This window comes from Streptomyces sp. NPDC058240 (assembly GCF_042882135.1).
Classification (GTDB): domain Bacteria; phylum Actinomycetota; class Actinomycetes; order Streptomycetales; family Streptomycetaceae; genus Streptomyces.
Map to the genome: position 1 here is coordinate 14,547 of NZ_JBHVWT010000056.1, position 14,718 is coordinate 29,264.

At 69.2% G+C, this 14,718-nt stretch carries 17 protein-coding genes and 2 pseudogenes; 14 read left to right on the forward strand and 5 right to left on the reverse strand.

Annotated features, from left to right (window positions below):
- Nucleotides 1–103 precede the first annotated feature (103 nt).
- The 3 genes from ACFVX4_RS37055 to ACFVX4_RS37065 are packed head-to-tail and all read left to right on the forward strand — an operon-like array spanning nucleotide 104 to nucleotide 804.
- Nucleotides 104–346 (forward strand): hemerythrin domain-containing protein, encoded by a 243-nt coding sequence (locus ACFVX4_RS37055; protein ID WP_389986438.1) that lies wholly within the window; start codon nucleotides 104–106, stop codon nucleotides 344–346.
- A 9-nt stretch (nucleotides 347–355) separates the two neighbouring features.
- Nucleotides 356–571 carry a hypothetical protein gene (locus tag ACFVX4_RS37060; RefSeq protein WP_389986440.1) on the forward strand — a complete coding sequence of 72 codons (216 nt, stop codon included), beginning with the start codon at nucleotides 356–358 and terminating at the stop codon, nucleotides 569–571.
- Nucleotides 572–576: 5 nt separating this feature from the next.
- Nucleotides 577–804 carry a hypothetical protein gene (locus ACFVX4_RS37065; protein WP_389986443.1) on the forward strand — a complete coding sequence of 76 codons (228 nt, stop codon included), beginning with the start codon at nucleotides 577–579 and terminating at the stop codon, nucleotides 802–804.
- A gap of 126 nt (nucleotides 805–930) precedes the next feature.
- Here the strand turns inward: ACFVX4_RS37065 and ACFVX4_RS37070 are convergent, their stop codons facing one another.
- Nucleotides 931–1,080, reverse strand: coding sequence for a hypothetical protein (locus ACFVX4_RS37070; protein WP_389986446.1), 150 nt, complete (start codon nucleotides 1,078–1,080; stop codon nucleotides 931–933).
- 13 nt (nucleotides 1,081–1,093) lie between these two features.
- Nucleotides 1,094–1,822, reverse strand: coding sequence for a peptidoglycan-binding protein (locus ACFVX4_RS37075; protein ID WP_389986448.1), 729 nt, complete (start codon nucleotides 1,820–1,822; stop codon nucleotides 1,094–1,096).
- A 555-nt stretch (nucleotides 1,823–2,377) separates the two neighbouring features.
- Here ACFVX4_RS37075 and ACFVX4_RS37080 point away from each other — a divergent pair.
- From ACFVX4_RS37080 to ACFVX4_RS37095, 4 genes are all read left to right on the forward strand, one after another.
- Nucleotides 2,378–2,848, forward strand: coding sequence for a peptidoglycan-binding protein (locus ACFVX4_RS37080; RefSeq protein WP_389986451.1), 471 nt, complete (start codon nucleotides 2,378–2,380; stop codon nucleotides 2,846–2,848).
- Nucleotides 2,849–3,167: 319 nt separating this feature from the next.
- Nucleotides 3,168–4,415 carry a hypothetical protein gene (locus ACFVX4_RS37085; RefSeq protein ID WP_389986454.1) on the forward strand — a complete coding sequence of 416 codons (1,248 nt, stop codon included), beginning with the start codon at nucleotides 3,168–3,170 and terminating at the stop codon, nucleotides 4,413–4,415.
- 94 nt (nucleotides 4,416–4,509) lie between these two features.
- Nucleotides 4,510–6,012 (forward strand): sensor histidine kinase, encoded by a 1,503-nt coding sequence (locus ACFVX4_RS37090; RefSeq protein ID WP_389986457.1) that lies wholly within the window; start codon nucleotides 4,510–4,512, stop codon nucleotides 6,010–6,012.
- A gap of 4 nt (nucleotides 6,013–6,016) precedes the next feature.
- Nucleotides 6,017–6,670, forward strand: a complete 654-nt coding sequence (locus ACFVX4_RS37095) for a response regulator (RefSeq protein ID WP_389986460.1) — start codon at nucleotides 6,017–6,019, stop codon at nucleotides 6,668–6,670.
- Between the two features lie 209 nt (nucleotides 6,671–6,879).
- Here ACFVX4_RS37095 and ACFVX4_RS37100 read toward each other — a convergent pair.
- Nucleotides 6,880–7,440 (reverse strand): annotated as a pseudogene (locus ACFVX4_RS37100) (transposase); the annotation flags it as partial.
- A gap of 48 nt (nucleotides 7,441–7,488) precedes the next feature.
- On the opposite strand from ACFVX4_RS37100, the gene ACFVX4_RS37105 reads away from it, so the two are divergent.
- The 4 genes and pseudogenes from ACFVX4_RS37105 (at nucleotide 7,489) to ACFVX4_RS37120 (ending at nucleotide 11,090) form a co-directional block, all read left to right on the forward strand.
- Nucleotides 7,489–7,878: a hypothetical protein gene (locus ACFVX4_RS37105; RefSeq protein WP_389986463.1), complete on the forward strand. Its 390-nt coding sequence runs from the start codon at nucleotides 7,489–7,491 to the stop codon at nucleotides 7,876–7,878.
- A gap of 569 nt (nucleotides 7,879–8,447) precedes the next feature.
- Nucleotides 8,448–8,818: pseudogene (locus ACFVX4_RS37110) on the forward strand (transcriptional regulator); the annotation flags it as partial.
- A 210-nt stretch (nucleotides 8,819–9,028) separates the two neighbouring features.
- Nucleotides 9,029–10,771, forward strand: a complete 1,743-nt coding sequence (locus ACFVX4_RS37115) for an IS1182 family transposase (RefSeq protein WP_389986466.1) — start codon at nucleotides 9,029–9,031, stop codon at nucleotides 10,769–10,771.
- A 37-nt stretch (nucleotides 10,772–10,808) separates the two neighbouring features.
- Entirely contained in the window at nucleotides 10,809–11,090 is a 282-nt protein-coding gene (locus ACFVX4_RS37120; protein WP_389986469.1) for a hypothetical protein, read from the forward strand.
- 118 nt (nucleotides 11,091–11,208) lie between these two features.
- Here ACFVX4_RS37120 and ACFVX4_RS37125 read toward each other — a convergent pair whose 3' ends face one another.
- Together ACFVX4_RS37125 and ACFVX4_RS37130 are read right to left on the reverse strand one after the other, a co-directional pair.
- Nucleotides 11,209–11,421: a hypothetical protein gene (locus ACFVX4_RS37125; RefSeq protein ID WP_389986471.1), complete on the reverse strand. Its 213-nt coding sequence runs from the start codon at nucleotides 11,419–11,421 to the stop codon at nucleotides 11,209–11,211.
- Between the two features lie 52 nt (nucleotides 11,422–11,473).
- Complete coding sequence (locus tag ACFVX4_RS37130; protein ID WP_389986474.1) at nucleotides 11,474–11,860, reverse strand: hypothetical protein; 387 nt, start codon at nucleotides 11,858–11,860, stop codon at nucleotides 11,474–11,476.
- Between the two features lie 385 nt (nucleotides 11,861–12,245).
- Here ACFVX4_RS37130 and ACFVX4_RS37135 point away from each other — a divergent pair, with 385 nt between their 5' ends.
- Genes ACFVX4_RS37135 through ACFVX4_RS37145 form a run of 3 tightly spaced genes read left to right on the forward strand, consistent with a single transcriptional unit; the run spans nucleotide 12,246 to nucleotide 14,334 of the window.
- Nucleotides 12,246–12,500: a hypothetical protein gene (locus tag ACFVX4_RS37135; protein ID WP_389986477.1), complete on the forward strand. Its 255-nt coding sequence runs from the start codon at nucleotides 12,246–12,248 to the stop codon at nucleotides 12,498–12,500.
- Between the two features lie 11 nt (nucleotides 12,501–12,511).
- Complete coding sequence (locus tag ACFVX4_RS37140; RefSeq protein ID WP_389986479.1) at nucleotides 12,512–13,051, forward strand: ArsR/SmtB family transcription factor; 540 nt, start codon at nucleotides 12,512–12,514, stop codon at nucleotides 13,049–13,051.
- Nucleotides 13,048–14,334, forward strand: coding sequence for an MFS transporter (locus tag ACFVX4_RS37145; RefSeq protein WP_389986482.1), 1,287 nt, complete (start codon nucleotides 13,048–13,050; stop codon nucleotides 14,332–14,334). The genes ACFVX4_RS37140 and ACFVX4_RS37145 overlap by 4 nt, the downstream gene beginning before the upstream one ends.
- The last annotated feature ends 384 nt before the right edge of the window (nucleotides 14,335–14,718 follow it).

Here is a 14,718-nt window from a genome sequence, read left to right on the forward strand (position 1 = left end):
GGGTCTGTCGTGGTGCGCAGAACACAGGATTTCCGTGCCAGACCTATTGGCTGGGTGACCGCACCACGCACTACGGGACACCGAACCTGAAAAGGGGACTGCCATGGGACACGGCGGCAATGTGATTGAAGAGCTCATGGCCGATCACCATGAGGTGAAGGAGCTGTTCGCGCAGATCGAAGCGCAGCCCGTCGGCCATCCGCAGCGGCGGGAACTGGCGGACCGGCTGACCGCCGAACTGGTGCGGCACTCGGTGGCCGAGGAGATGCACCTCTACCCCGCCGTACGCGAACACGTCCGTGACGGTGCGGTGCTGGCGGACAAGGAACTGGCCGATCACGCCTAGGTCGAGCGGATGTTGAAGGACCTCGAAGACCTGAACGCCGACGATCCCCAGTTCAACGACATCGTCGCGAAACTGGAATTCGAGGTCGCTGCCCAGGTACGCGAGGAAGAGAACGAGCTCTTCCCGAAACTCGCAGCCTCCTGCTCACCCCAGAAACTGGACCAGTTGGGACAGCTCATCCGCCCGGTGGCCGGGACGGTCGGTGATGTGCTGCCCGTACGATGACCAGCGTGACCGTCCGCCGCGCTCTTGGCGCCGGCCCCCAGGCTCCCGCGCACAGCATCCGCGCCGCCCAGGCCGACTTGCTCGACGCTCTTCCCGGAGGGCGTCTGTCCGACCTCGACGAACTGCGTGCCCGAGGCGTGCTCGGTTCTCGCCCGGCGGCGCCCCCGTCCCCGCGGCGGGCCCTCGGAACCGGTGGCCGCGCCGACGAGGAACTGCCCCACCATCCCGCCTGACACCCCTCGGCGACGGGGCGGTACCCCAGTGGTGCCGCACCCGCGAAACGCCCGGTGGGCGGCACCCGCATGGGGTGCCGCCCACCGGGCGTCGGTGTTCGCAGGCGTCAGCCGGCTGGAGGGGGATCAGATGAAGGTGATGTCCCAGTGGACGCCGCCGCTGCGGGGGATTTCGTAGACGTACTCGGCGGAGATGCCGTTGAGGGTGTCGTGCCAGCGGGCGTCGTTGCCCCGCGGGGCGCCCTTGCGCTGGGTGGTCTTGATCCAGTTGGTCACGCAGCTGTCCTCGTCACGGGTGCGCAGGTCGAGCTTGTAGCCGTTGGCGTGGGAGCGGGGGCCGGCGCTGTGGCCGGACTCGGTGCCGCCGGTGATGGTGATCGTGCAGCCGCTGGCCTTCTTCAGGGCGATGACGCCCTGGATGGTGCGGGCGCGGACGCCTCCGAGGGAGGTCCGGCCGACCGGGGCCTTGATGCCAGCCGCGGCGAGCTGCGAGGGCCTGGCGGTGGGTCAGCCTGCCGCTCGCCGGAGCGGGCGTGGTCGGAGCGGGCTGGGTCGGGGTGGTCGTCTTGGTCCCGTTAACCAGCTTGTTCCAGGTGTTCGGGCCGATGATGCCGTCGGCGGTCAGTCTGTGGGAGCGCTGGAACGCGGCGGCTGCGTTCCGGGTGTTCGGGCCGTAGATTCCGTCGGCGGTGACGGACTGGCCGGCCGCGGCCAGCAGGTGCTGGGCGGTGGTGACGTTCACGCCCCGCGCCCCGCTCTTCAGCAGCGGCCAGACGGCCGTGGACGGAGCAGACGCCCCGTCACCGGCCCCGGCACCGGTGCCCGTGGGAGGCGTTGACGTACCTGCGCCGGGGCCCGTGGGGGTCTGGCCGGGGCTGAGGTGGGCGAGCGCGCGGAGCTGGGTCAGCGTGCTGCGGTAGACGTTGTCCCCGGAGAAACTGATCAGGCCAAATCCAGCGGCCGCTACCGCCACCATGGCACCCGCCTGAAGACCCGTCTTCTTGCTGATGATGCGCACGACTTCACCCCTCGTCAGACCACCGGCACACACCCGGAGGGTAGTTTCCGCGGCGCCTTTGCGGCGTCGACGAGATGAAGATTCGGGGTACCGCCGTCCCACCGGTAGCCTGATCGCCATTCCAGCCGTACCGTGCCGTCCCGGCCGTTCCACAAGGCCCTGACCTGCGAAAAGAAACGGCTGAAGAACGTGACGATCACATCGGCACCAAGGGGAGACCTGTGTAACCCCACACCGTCGACAGCCCCGGACCCCGCTCCCGGCACCGCAACTCCGAAACCCGCAGCCGCCAGTCCGGCTCCCGCACCATCCACGCCCGGCCCGGTCGAACCGGCAAGGCCGGCAGCTGCCCTCCGGAAACCGTCCACGCCCGACCCCGTCGAACCAGTCAGGCCGGCCGCTGCCTCCCGGAGCCGGATCAAAATCCTCGCGCTGATCGCCGCCGCCCTCGCCGCGCTGCTGGTCGGACGCTGGTACTCGGTCCACGAAACGAAGAGCCCTGCCGTCTCCCAGCCCGGGACCGGCGGCGACAACCGTCCCGGCGACGACCAGCCAGTGGTCGACGAAACTCCCCTGCCCCCGAAGAGCAGCACCGTACCGACCAAGGCTCCGACAGGCGACGAGAAGAAGAACAAGGACCAGGAATCCACGGGCGAGGAAGACACGAACACGAGGTCATCGCGCCCCAGCAGTTCAGCCAAGGGCGAGACCGCTTCCTCAGCCTCTGCTTCTGCCTCGCCCAGTACGGCCGCCTCGCCCGGCGCCGCCGGCCGCGCCAGCTGCCGCTACAACTGGGACCGCAAGCAGGTCATGGCCAAGGGCATGGTCGGCCCGAAGGTGAAGCAGATCCGGTGCCTGCTGAACTCCAACTACGACTACACGCTCACCGTCGACGGCAAGTTCGGAGAAAGCACCGACGCCGCCGTACGCGCCGTCCAGAGCTGCAGCGGTCTCAAGCCCGACGGCCAGGTCGGACCCCAGACCTGGAAGTACCTCGACACCCCCATGTCCGGCTGTGGACACTGAAACGGGCGATCCAATCCCCGGCCTGCGGCCGAGCCGAGTACGTGCAGGGACCCAGTGGCTGTGTCGGGAGTCGTTTGTCGACGACTGTCCTTTGACAGTGAAGTCAGTCGTGTGCAGCGCGCTGGCCTGGCCCGACTGGGTTGGATGTCAACGGGAGCCGTTGTCCAGTCGTCGTACGACGGGGTGTGCCGGGTCACTGATGTTCCGTAACCGGTAATGCCGATCGGACCGGGAGTGTGGCCGGTCGGCCGATGCGGTGTCGCGGGGGTGCGCCTAGCGTCGTGTTGACCAAGCCACCGCGCTTCGAGGGGAACGTTCGATGGACCAGCGAGGGACGACCGGAGTACACGCCGACGCCACGGCCGCGGTCGCAGCGACCACGGAGTTCGAGCCGGACGTCATGGACCTGCTCGTGGAGACACTGCGCCGTGCGGTCAGGAGCGAGATGCCGGCCGTGGGGACGGACACCCTGCTGGGGGAGCTCGTGATGGGGGACACGGACGCCGGTGAGGCGATCGCTCCGGGGATGCGGAAGGCCGGTTCGCTCAGCGGCATGATCTCCGGTCGGGCGGGCCTCGGTTGGGTGAGCGACGACGAGGTGCACAGTGCGCCGGTCGGAGCCGGCGCCGATGAGGAAGCCCATCAGGAAGCCGATGGGATAGAGGTCGATGCCGCCTGGCGTGAGGCACGGTGGCGCTTCGGCCTTGGTTCGCGCGGATCGGCCGCAAAGAGCGGCCGGGCGCTGCCCGGGATGACCGGGGCGATGCGTGCGTGCCTGCTGCTCGCGCTCAGGTCGGCCCGCGTCGAGGGGACGATCTCGGTGCGCTGCCGGCACGTGGCCCGTGCCCTGTTGGACCTGCCGGACACCAGGGCACGGGAAGCCCTACTGCTGCAGAGGCTGGATACGGCCGCCTCGGCAACCGCGCTCGACGGACTGGACGCGAGCGCCCCAGCGGAGACCGAGGGACCGGAATCCCGCGGCGTCACCCTTCTCCGCCGGGCCGGAACGCTGGATAGGAGCGGTAACCGCCTGACACGCGCGCTGACTTCGTGGACCTCCGGGGCCTCCCAGAACGGCTCACCGGTTCTGTTCGCGGTGACCGTCGAGGCCGTGCGGCAAGCGGTACGGTGCGGGCGTGCCGCGGCGGAGCCGGTGGATCTCCTGTTGGGGATACTGGCCCTGGACCGGGCACTGTCCGTTGCCGGGCGCTCGCTTCCCGGGAGTCTGGCAGACGCCAACGCTGCTCCGGCCCTGATGCGCCGACACGGCGTACGGCAGATTTCCCTCGTCTCTTCGGCTTCGGCAACCGAGTCCGTTCCGGTTCCCGACGGCTCCGAGGTGTGGCTGTCCGCCGCCGCCGACCGGACCATGGCGGTCGCGCGGCTGTCCGCCGCCGAGCACGGTTCGCCCACGGTCGGTACGGTCCACCTGCTGTCCGCGCTGCTCGACGAGTCGGCGACGGATACGGACGCCGGGGCCGGTGGCGTGGTCGTACGGCTGCTGGCTGCCGGCCGGGTGGACGTCGCCGCGTTGCGGGCAGAGCTGAGCCTCCGGCTGGGCGCATGACCCCCGGGGCCCGCCGTGCGGCGACCGCCACCGCCGCAGCTACTGTTCCTCTCGGGAGATCCACGGTGGTGGGGCAGGGGTGATCATGAGCCAGGTGCCCAAAGACACACGGCCGTTGTGCCTGTCCGTACGGCTGGGACGCGCGCTGACCGGTGTGTCTCGGTGGGTGCGCCGCGAGGTGGCCGAGAGCTGGGCCGAGGTGCGTGCCGCCGTGCGCCGTACGGTCGGCGTCGAGGCGCTGGTCTGTGCCCTGGCGGCAGCCTTCTGCCTGATGCCGCTGCTGCTGGCGCCCCCGGAACGGCTGGCGGCGGCGGTGTTGGAGGGGGTGTGGGCGGTGCTGCTCGTCCCCGCTCGGCGCGGTCGGCCGGTCGCCGCCGTCCTAGGCGCCTCTTTGCTGCTCGTGGGTGCCAACGTGTGGACGCTGGCGGTGGTGCCGCTGATCGTGCTGTCCGCTACCCGTCGTATCGCACCGCCGAGGCGTGCGTGGCAGGTCGCCGGGGTGGCCTGCGCCGCCGTCGGTGTCCTGACCGTCGCCTGTGCCCTCATCCGGTCCGATGACTTGCCGTCGGAACTGGCCGGCAACGCGGTCTCCGCGGTGCTGCTTCTGCTGCTTCCCACTCTGGCTGGGAGCCTGCTGGGGCGGCGGCGGCCCCTGGTCAGCCTGCTGCGGGAGCGCAACGCCTATCTGGAACAGGCCCGCACGCTGACCACTGCGGCGGCCCGGACGGAGGAACGGACCCGGATCGCGGGAGAGATGCACGATCTCCTGGGTCACCGGCTGAGCCTGATCTCCGTGTATGCCGGGGCGCTTGAACTCGCTGCCGCGCGGCAGGCACCTGCCCTCGTCGGACAGGCCGATCTGCTGCGCACGACGGCCGGTACGGCCATGGAGGAACTGCGCGAGATCCTCGGTGTCCTGCGGCACGTTGACATGACAGACCTGTCGGACAGGACCGGGGAGGAGAGGGGAACGCGTGAGGACATCACCGCTCTGGTGACGGAATCCCGGCAGACAGGCAGCACCGTCGAGTTGGACTGGTCCGTTCCCGACACGGCCGAGGTGGGCCTTCGTACGCGTCAGGCGATCCACCGGGTGGTCCGCGAAGGGCTGACGAACGTGCTGAAACACGCGTCCGGTGCGCCCACCAGGGTGGAGGTCAGGGGCACGGACAGGGGGATCGAGGCGTCCGTCACCAACGACGCACCGCGCGCGGCGGGTCACTCCCGCGGGGGAAGTCGCAGCGGGCTGGCCGGCTGTCAGGAGCGGATCTCGTTGCTCGGCGGCACGTTCGAGGCGGGCGCCTTGATGAACGGCGGTTTCCGCATGGCGGCTTGGCTACCCACCCACGGGAACAGCCCCCTGGAATTCGCCGAGCTCCCAGGGGCTCCTACCGAAACCCCTCCGGACACGGCCCGCCTACCGTCCGGCAGCATCGGGCAGTCCGGTGGCATCGGACGGGCAGGAGCCCGTGCCCCGCTGCCGGACGAGATCCTGACCTGGCCACGAGTCCTGGGATCCGGCTGCGTGGCGCTGCTAGTGGTCCTGCCGACGGTGGGCTTCCTCGTCGTACTGCTGACGGCGGCAGCCCTAAGATGAGCTGATGATCCGAGTCCTGGTCGCCGACGACGAGGCGCTGATGCGTGCGGGAATCCGGCTGATCCTGGAGAATGCCGAGGACATCGAGGTGGTTGCCGAGGCGGGCGACGGTCGGGAAGCCGCCGCGGCATGCCGCGCCCAGGACATCGATGTCGCCCTCCTCGACATTCAGATGCCGACCAGGGACGGAATCGCGGCCGCCGAGGACATTGCCCGTCTCTCGCCTCGCACCTGTGTCGTGATGCTGACGGCGTTCGGCGAGGAAGCGAGCGTGACGCGCGCCCTGCGGGCCGGCGCGAGCGGTTTCCTCCTCAAGGACACCGGTCCCGCCGAGCTGATCCGCGCCGTGCAACTCGCCGCGAGGGGGGAACCGGTACTGGCACCCCGGATCACCCGCCAGCTGCTGGAACGGCACGTACGGTCCGGCCGGGACACCGAGGTCGCTCTGCACAGGACCGAAGAGCTGACCCCGGCCGAACGGGATGTCCTGCGGTTGCTCGGCACGGGCCTGTCCAACGCGGAGATCGCCGATCAGCTGTATCTGAGTGCCGGCACGGTCAAGGCGCACATCAGCCGGATCCTCACACGCACCGGCTGCGCCAACCGCGTACAGGCCGCCGTCCTCGCACACGAAGCCGGGCTGCTCACCGATCGTTGAGCCGGCCCTCCGCAGTCCCGCAACAAGCGGACGGGGTGGCGCAAGCTGGACCAGGGCGGCATGTGGCGCGTGCTCCCCCCCACGACTAGTAGGGCTTTGTTAGGTCCTGTGGTGGGGGTCGGGTGTCGGTGCGGGTTGGCCGCATATCGAGCAGGCGCCGGTCCAGGTGGCCAGGAGGGCCTGGAGTTCGCGGAGGACCGCGTAGAGGGTCAGGCCGGCGCAGGGGCTTTTGGGTCGAGTCTGAGCAGGGTGCAGAAGGCCTGGGCGAGGGAGGCGAGGGTTGCGTGGCGGTGCCAGCCGAGGTAGTTGCGGCCTTCGAAGTGGTCCAGGCCGAGAGCGGCCTTGAGTTCGCGGTAGTCGTGCTCGACTCGCCATCGGATCTTGGCGATTCGGACCAGCTCGCGTAGTGGGGTGTCGGCGGGCAGTGTCGAGAGCCAGTAGTCGGTTGGCTCGGCGGGGTCGGGTGGCCACTGGACGAGCAGCCGGCATTCGGGCAGGGAGCCGTCGGCGGCGCGGCGGATGGACCGGTTGGCCGGGCGGACCCGCAGGGACAGGAACTGTGAGCGCATGTCGGCGTTCGGGTTGCGTTTGGTGGTCTTGCTGCCCTGGCGCCAGGTGACGGTGCGGGTGGCCGCTTGTCCGGCTGCCAGGGCCAGCGCGCGCAGGGTGGTGTGCGGCTGGGGGTAGGCGGAGGCGGGAGGGCGGCCCTGCCCGGAGTACGGTGGGCGCTCGGGCGTGGCGTCGCCCGGGTGTGCGGTCGTGGTGGCCTTGACCGCGACCGCGCTCGGTCAGGCCCTCAGGGCTTCGTCACCCGACGCATGCAGCGGCTGCGGGCCGAGCTGGAACCGCACCGGAACCGCACCGTGGTGTGCCCCCACTGCGACCAGTGGGCCCTGGTCGTGGCGGACGGCGACAGCAAGTGCCGGTTCTGCACAGTGCGGACCGACGCGATCGACTACGTCCTCCGCCGGGACACCGGGAGCAACGCCACGTACCGTCGGTGCCCGGGCTGCGACAACCACACGCTGGTCTGTGGCGTCCTCACCGCGGCCGCCCCGGACGTGCCGGTGGACCTGTGTTTCAGCTGCGGGAAGACCTTTCCCGCGCGAAAAAACTGCCTACGGTGCAACCGGCGCTTCCAACCGCACGACTTCGAGACCGTCTGCGCCGCCTGCCTGACCGACCGGGTCGCGAAGGAGGACCAGTGACGCAGACCGCCCCCGTGGCCCGCGCTGGGTCCATTCCGCGACCGCCGGCGGTCGCGGAATGGATCGGGGATATCGGCATGATTCAGTTACTGACCTGTCCGGTCTGCGGCCGGATCACGTTCGCTGGTGGGTACTGGCGCTGGGACGCGTTGTATTGCTCCGGGCGGTGTCGTTCAAGGGCCTGGCGCCTCCGGGCGGCCCGTAGAGCGCGGGCAGCGTGACGTCCAGCCGTCACGGAATCGGCCTCTACTGGAGCGTATGACGGCTCTACGTCACGCTCGGCCGGATCTCCTGCGGCATCCGCTGGGGCATCCCCTGCGCCTCCTACTGCGGCATCTCTTGCGCTCGCCTGTCGGAGCGCCGGGCGTTTGCGGGAGTCTTTGCTTCTGTGTCCGGGGTGGTTCTCGGTTCGGTGTCCGGCTTTGGGTGTTGTGGGCTGGGCTGATTCGGTTGTTTCTACGGGGTGTTGAGTGATGAAGGTCGGGCGTTGATGTTGGACAAGTAGTGAGGACTGGCTGGTCACTGAGTGAGGATTGCCTGGTCAGAGGGGTGAGGGTTCCAAGAGGGCGGTCAGCGTCCGGACGTTGAAGGCGTGGCTGGAGGAGAGGCGCCGGCCGTCGAACGCCAACCTGGCACGCATCGACGCCGCCTACCTCCAGGTCCGCCGCCAGAACGTCGCCAGGCACCTCCTGCGACGCCTGAACGCCCGCGGCGGCACGCGGGTCGAGATCCACCCGCTGAACCAGTCGCAGGTGCCACGGCCGCTTCAGCGGCTGGTGGAGTACCGCACGATGAACGTCCGCCGCTGGGACCGCATCGTCGAGACCTGGGCAGTCGGCGACCACCAGGCCCTGTCGACGCCTGGGAAGACGTCATCGTCGACCTGGGATCGCAGTGGGGCCAGTACGAGTACGTCACCAACATCGGGTTCGCCGCATAGAGCGCCTCTGCGCGCCTCTCTGAGCGCCTGTCAGTCGCCCCGGGTCTCCCAAACAGCCCGGGGCGGCTCGCGTTTGCGCCCCAGGAGGGCGTAGGTGTCTTTGGGGCCGTCAAGGACTCTGCTGCCCAATTCACTGCGGGGGTGAGGGCGGGTCCGCGATGATCGTTCGCGAGGTCGCTTTTCCGTCGTGCGGCCGTGGAGGCGGTACGGATGTCGATGCGGCCGGTGGGACTGCCGGAGATCCCGGAGCAGACCGTGGTGGTGGCGCGGGCGGCGTTCCCCAGGGGGAGCCTGGCGATACGGGTGCGGGACCACCTCGCGGAGGTCTTCGTCGATGAGCCGTTCGCCGAGGCGTTCGGGGTGCGCGGGGCGCCGGGGCTGTCGCCCGGGGTGTTGTCGCTGGTGACGGTGTTGCAGTTCGCCGAGGACCTCACCGATCGGCAGGCCGCGGCGATGGCGGTGCGGGCCATCGACTGGAAGTACGCGCTCGGGGCGGAGCTCACCGACACCGGCTTCGATGCCAGTGTGCTCAGCAAGTTCAGGGCCCGGCTCGCGGACAACGGCATGGAGCGGGTGGTCTTCGACCGGCTCCTTGAGCACTGCAAGGACGCCGGTCTGGTGGCGGCCGGGGGCAAGCAGCGCACCGACTCCACCCATGTGATCAGCGCGGTGCGGGACTTGAACCGCCTGGAGCTGGCCGGCGAGAGCGTGCGCGCTGCTCTGGAGGCCCTCGCGGTTGCGGCCCCCCTCTGGCTGGCCGGGCAGATCGACGTGCCGGAGTTCGCCCAGCGGTACGGGCCGCGGGTCGACGGCTGGCGCATGCCGCCCTCGCAAACGAAACGCGACCGCCTCGCCCAGGTCTTCGGCCAGGACGCCCTCGCCCTGTGCCGGGCCGCCTGGGCCGATGACGCCCCGGTATGGATCCGTCAGATCGAGGCCGTGCACCTGTTGCGGCAGGTACTCGTGCAGACCTACATCATCCGGTCCGATGCCCGGGGACGGCAGGTGATCAGGAAGCGGGACGCCGACGACGGCGTCCCGCCCGGTCAACTCCGCCTGGCCTCCCCCTACGACGCGGACGCACGCTGGGCGGCCAAGGGCGATGACCTGTTCTGGATGGGCTACAAGATCCACCTCACCGAAACGTGCGGCACACTCCCCGACGCCGACGCCGACGCCGACGCCGACGCCGACGCCGACGCCGGGTCCGGGTCCGGGTCCGGGAGGATGCCGAATCTGATCACCGACGTGCACACCACCGACGCGACCGTGCCCGACGTGAAGGCGACCGCTCCCATCCAGCAGAGCCTCGCGGAGCACGGCGTGAAACCGGCCGAGCACTACCTCGACTCCGGCTACCCGTCGGCCGACCTGATCACCAAGGCCACGCAGGACGGTATCCGCATGGTCACTCCGGTCCTTCTGGACCACTCCGCGCAGGCCAAGGCGGCCGAAGGCTTCGACAAGAACGCCTTCACCATCAACTGGAAGACCCGCCAGGTCCGCTGCCCCGCCGGCAGGATCAGCTCCCACTGGAACCCCGTCCAGCAACACGGCACAGACGCCATCGTGATCACCTTCAGCGTCCTGACCTGCCGCGACTGCCCCTTCCAGAAGCAGTGCACCACCTCGAAGATCGGCCGTCGCATGCTCACCCTCAGGCCCGAAGAACTCCACGACAACCTCGCCAGAGCCCGCGCCGAGCAGAAGACCGACACCTGGAAGAACAAATACGCCCTCCGGGCCGGCGTCGAGGGCACCATCAACCAGGCCCTCGACATCACCGGCATCCGCCGGGCCCGCTACCGCGGCCTACCGAAAGTCCGCCTCCAACACGCCTTCTCCGCCACCGCACTCAACGTGATCCGACTCGACGCACACTGGACCACCGGGCCACTCGACCGCGCCCGCCACAGCAGGCTCGAACGACTCAACTACCAACTCTCCGCCTGACGAATTACGCAGCAGAGTCCGGGGCGAAGCCGCGAACTTGAAGGTGCTCGCACGGGAAATAGAGGCGGATCAGCACCTCGCCGGAAAGTGCTTCCTCGCCCTCACGCCCCTGCAGCAGAACAGGCGCGACTCCTTACGCCACGCCCACTGGGCGGAGATCTCCATTTCCGTCGCCGCCGGACTGGCCACGAACACCCTGTACGACGCCTTGAAGGCATTGGTCGAGCGGGCGCGTGACCGGGGGCCCGTGGAGGAGGCGCCTCCTCGACCGGAAGACGACGACCAGGGTGCGCACGGCTCGGAAGGGGTGAACCGGTGACCGTCCACTCTCCACGTCTACGGAACTCGAGCGGCGCCGAGTTGAATCTGCGCAGCCAGATCCTCTTCCAGGATCAGACCCGCACGCGCACCAGCGATCTATCGAACTGCTGCGGCCCTCAAGTAAACGAGAGAAGCACCAGTACGGCGAGCCGATGTTCAAGAAGGTCCGCCAGCTCATCGTGTCTGTCAACGACACCCTCAAGGGGCAGCTCGATCTCGAACGGCACAGCGGGCGGACCTTCGAGGGCGTCGCCGTCCGGGTTGCCCAGCGTGTTCTGGCGATGGCGGCCGGGATCTGGCACAACAACAAGGTCGGCGCGCCGGGTCACCCGCTCGCTCGTCGCGTACGACCACTGATCGCGACTGCGGCCGTCCCGCCACTCATTGGGTCGGCATGCCTCCGTGGGGGCTGTTGACCACGATCGGCACAGACCCTTCAACGAGGTAGGGGTGCTCGGGGAAATAGTCGATGTGGAGGTGACCGCCGTCCTCGGCGGTAGCCATGGCCTTCAGGTTGTCTGCCAAGATCGCCCTGGCTCCAGGATCGCCACTAATCACCCGGACCTGCCGCAAGGCGTCGAGCTCAATCCGAACCCCGGTGCCGGAAGCCTTCCTGGCTTCGATACCTGCCAAGGCGTCTCCGTCCAGTGATGATGTGGAGCCGATGAACCCGTCGCCCTCGGCCACTGCGTATGCCAAGTCGGCCAGTTCCTCCGCTGAAGCGGTGAGATCTACTTCGTCAAACACGGGATCGGAAACCAGTCGCACGGGCGGCACTCCTTCAGCGTCGGACCTCCATGATGCCGTGGGAGGTCTTCCGACCCTGCGCTCACCCCCGGCAAGTTGACCAGATGCGATCAGGAACATCGGAGCCACTCGTCTAGGCCGGCCAGCGGCACCAGATGCGTTCGTCACCACACTGCTGGAATGCACCACCAGCGGTGCCGATCCGCTCATCGCCTGCCTGCTGAAACCGGCAGCGGCGCCTGCGGTGTACTACTCCTGGCCGGTCAGCGCGGGACACGGCGGTCGAGGCCCTGCTGGAGCTTCCGGCCCCGGCCCGTGATCGCCAGCTCACAGTGAGGATGGACTCGTCTGCGTCGAGGGGTCGCCGTACGCGGCGTGGGGTCACGTCTGCCTCACCCGCCCCTGCTTGGACGCCGGCCACAAGGTTATGCCTCCCCGGCTGTTCACTGCCACCGAACCGATCACCGGAGCCCTGGACGACATGACCGCGGTGCGTGGGGTACCGCAGCTTTTTGCGGACATTTCCGGACCGGAGATTCCTCCAGGCACCGCCCTGCTGATCGGTGCCGCCCTCGCGTTCGGCGCGCGGCGTTCTATCTCGGCCCGGCCGATTCCGGAAGCCCGAACAAAACCCCCTTGCCCAATGGTCAAGGAGTGTTGACCATTGGGTGCATGCCTACCGATGATCTTCCCGAGACGTTCCACGTCACTACTGACGAGCAGCTACGCGCCGTCTCCAACCTCACGCGTCACCGGATCATGGCCGTGCTCCGCTTCGAGCCCGCGACGATTACGCAGATCGCTGAGCGAGTGGGCCTTGCGAAGGGGAGTTCCAGCTACCACGTACGGCTGCTCGAACGGGCCGGCCTGGTGAAGGTGGTACGAACGCGGAAGGTCCGGGGGGTCACCGAGCGGTACTACGCAATGGCCGCGCGGGCGATCGTGCTGCCGGATCCGGGCGAGGGAGGGCCGGATGTGCTGATGCGGCATGCGGTGGCGGACCTGGAGGCAGCGCCGGTGGATGGCGAGCGGCACGTACGGATGGCGCATCTGCGGCTCACCGATGAGCAGTTCGCGGAGCTGGGGGCGCGGCTGCAGGCACTGGCGGACGATTACCGGGAGCTGTCCGATCCGTCGCTGCCGGACGCGTCACTCGTCTTCGCACTGTTCCACCCGGCATCGCGCGAGCAGGCCGAAGGGGACGCCAAGTGACCTCAGATGTTCGGAAGTTGCCGACCGGGTTCGGACGGCTGTGGACTGCGCAGACGGTGTCCTCGCTCGGTGACGGGGTGTCGCATGCCGCGCTGCCGCTGCTCGCGTTGACGTTGACGCGGGATCCGATGGCGCTCGCCGTCGTCACGGCCGCCGGAACGCTGCCGTGGCTGCTCTTCGGGGTGCTCGGCGGTGCGCTGGTGGACCGCTGGGACCGTCGGCGCACGATGTGGGTCATGGACGCGGCGCGTGCGGTGCTGCTCGCGATACCGGCGGCAGCGGCCGCGCTCGACGTGCTGAGCATTCCGCTGCTCGCGGCCGTCGCCTTCCTGCTCGGCCTCGGCGGACTCTTCTTCGACACGGCCGCCACGGCCTATCTGCCGGATCTGCTCGGCCGCGACCCCGCGCTCCTGGAGCGCGCCAACTCCCGCCTGCGCGGCACCCAGACCGCCGCGTCCGGCTTCGCCGGGCCGCCCGCGGGCAGTGCCCTGCTCGCACTCGGGCGGGCGGTTCCGCTGCTCGCCGACGCGGTGTCGTTCGCGCTCTCCGCACTGCTCGTACGGTCGCTGCCTGCCGCACCCCGGCCCCTACCGCAGGCCCGTGAGTCGCTGCTGCGGCAGGCGCGGGCCGGCGCCTCGTACGTATTCCGGGATCAGTTGCTGCTGGGGCTCGCGCTGCGTCCGGCGGTCGGGAACGTCGCCTTCCTCGCCGTGGAGACCGTACTCGCCCTCTTCGCGCACGATCGTCTCGGCATCGACACCTTCGGCTTCGGCCTGCTCCTCACGGCGGAGGCCACAGGCGGTCTGCTCGGCGCGGGCATCGCCTCCTTCCTCGGCCGACGACTCGGCACCGGCACCGCGCTTACCTGCACGGCCGCAGTCGAGGGACTCGCCATCCTGGGCCTTGCCGTCGCCCCGAACCCGTACGTCGCCGGCCTCGCGCTCGCCGTCTGCGGAGCGGGCATGGGCGCCACGATGGTGCTCGGCCCCTCCCTCCGACAGGCGATCGTCCCCGCCCACCTGATGGGCCGGGTCGCGTCCACCTCCCGCATGCTCGCCATGTGCGCCGCCCCGTTCGGCGCCTTCCTCGGCGGCTGGCTGGCCACCACCTACGACGTACGCACCCCGCTCTACACCGCCGCTGGCCTCCTCCTTATCATGACCGCCGTCACGTCGACCATGACCAGCAACCGCCAGGTTGAGGCGGCGCTGCGTGCCGCCGCCCCGGCCGATGATCCAGATCACCCGGAATCCCGGGATCCCGTTCAGGAGCGTGCCATTTAGGGCTCCGCGAGGTCGTTGAGCCAGTGCTAAGCCCAGCTCGGCGTTCCTCGCCTCGGCCCGGAGCGTCGGGCGCCTGGCCTCCACAGGCTGCCGTCGCCCATGACCACAACGGTCGCGTCGGGCGCGCGGTACATGTCTCCAGGAGCGACAGCACCAGGGGCTGGTTCATCCAGTTTCTCTGAACTACCACGTGTCGCCTCATTCACGCACCTGGGTCTGCTGCACGTTGAGGTGACACCTGGCCTGGCTTGCCCGTAGGGCGGCCTGGAAGGATGTTGCTGTGCCTGTCCCCTATCCCGAAGAGTTCCGTGACGATGTCGTGCGCGTGGCGCGCAACCGCGAGAAGGGCGTCACCCTTGCGCAGATCGCGAAGGATTTCGGCGT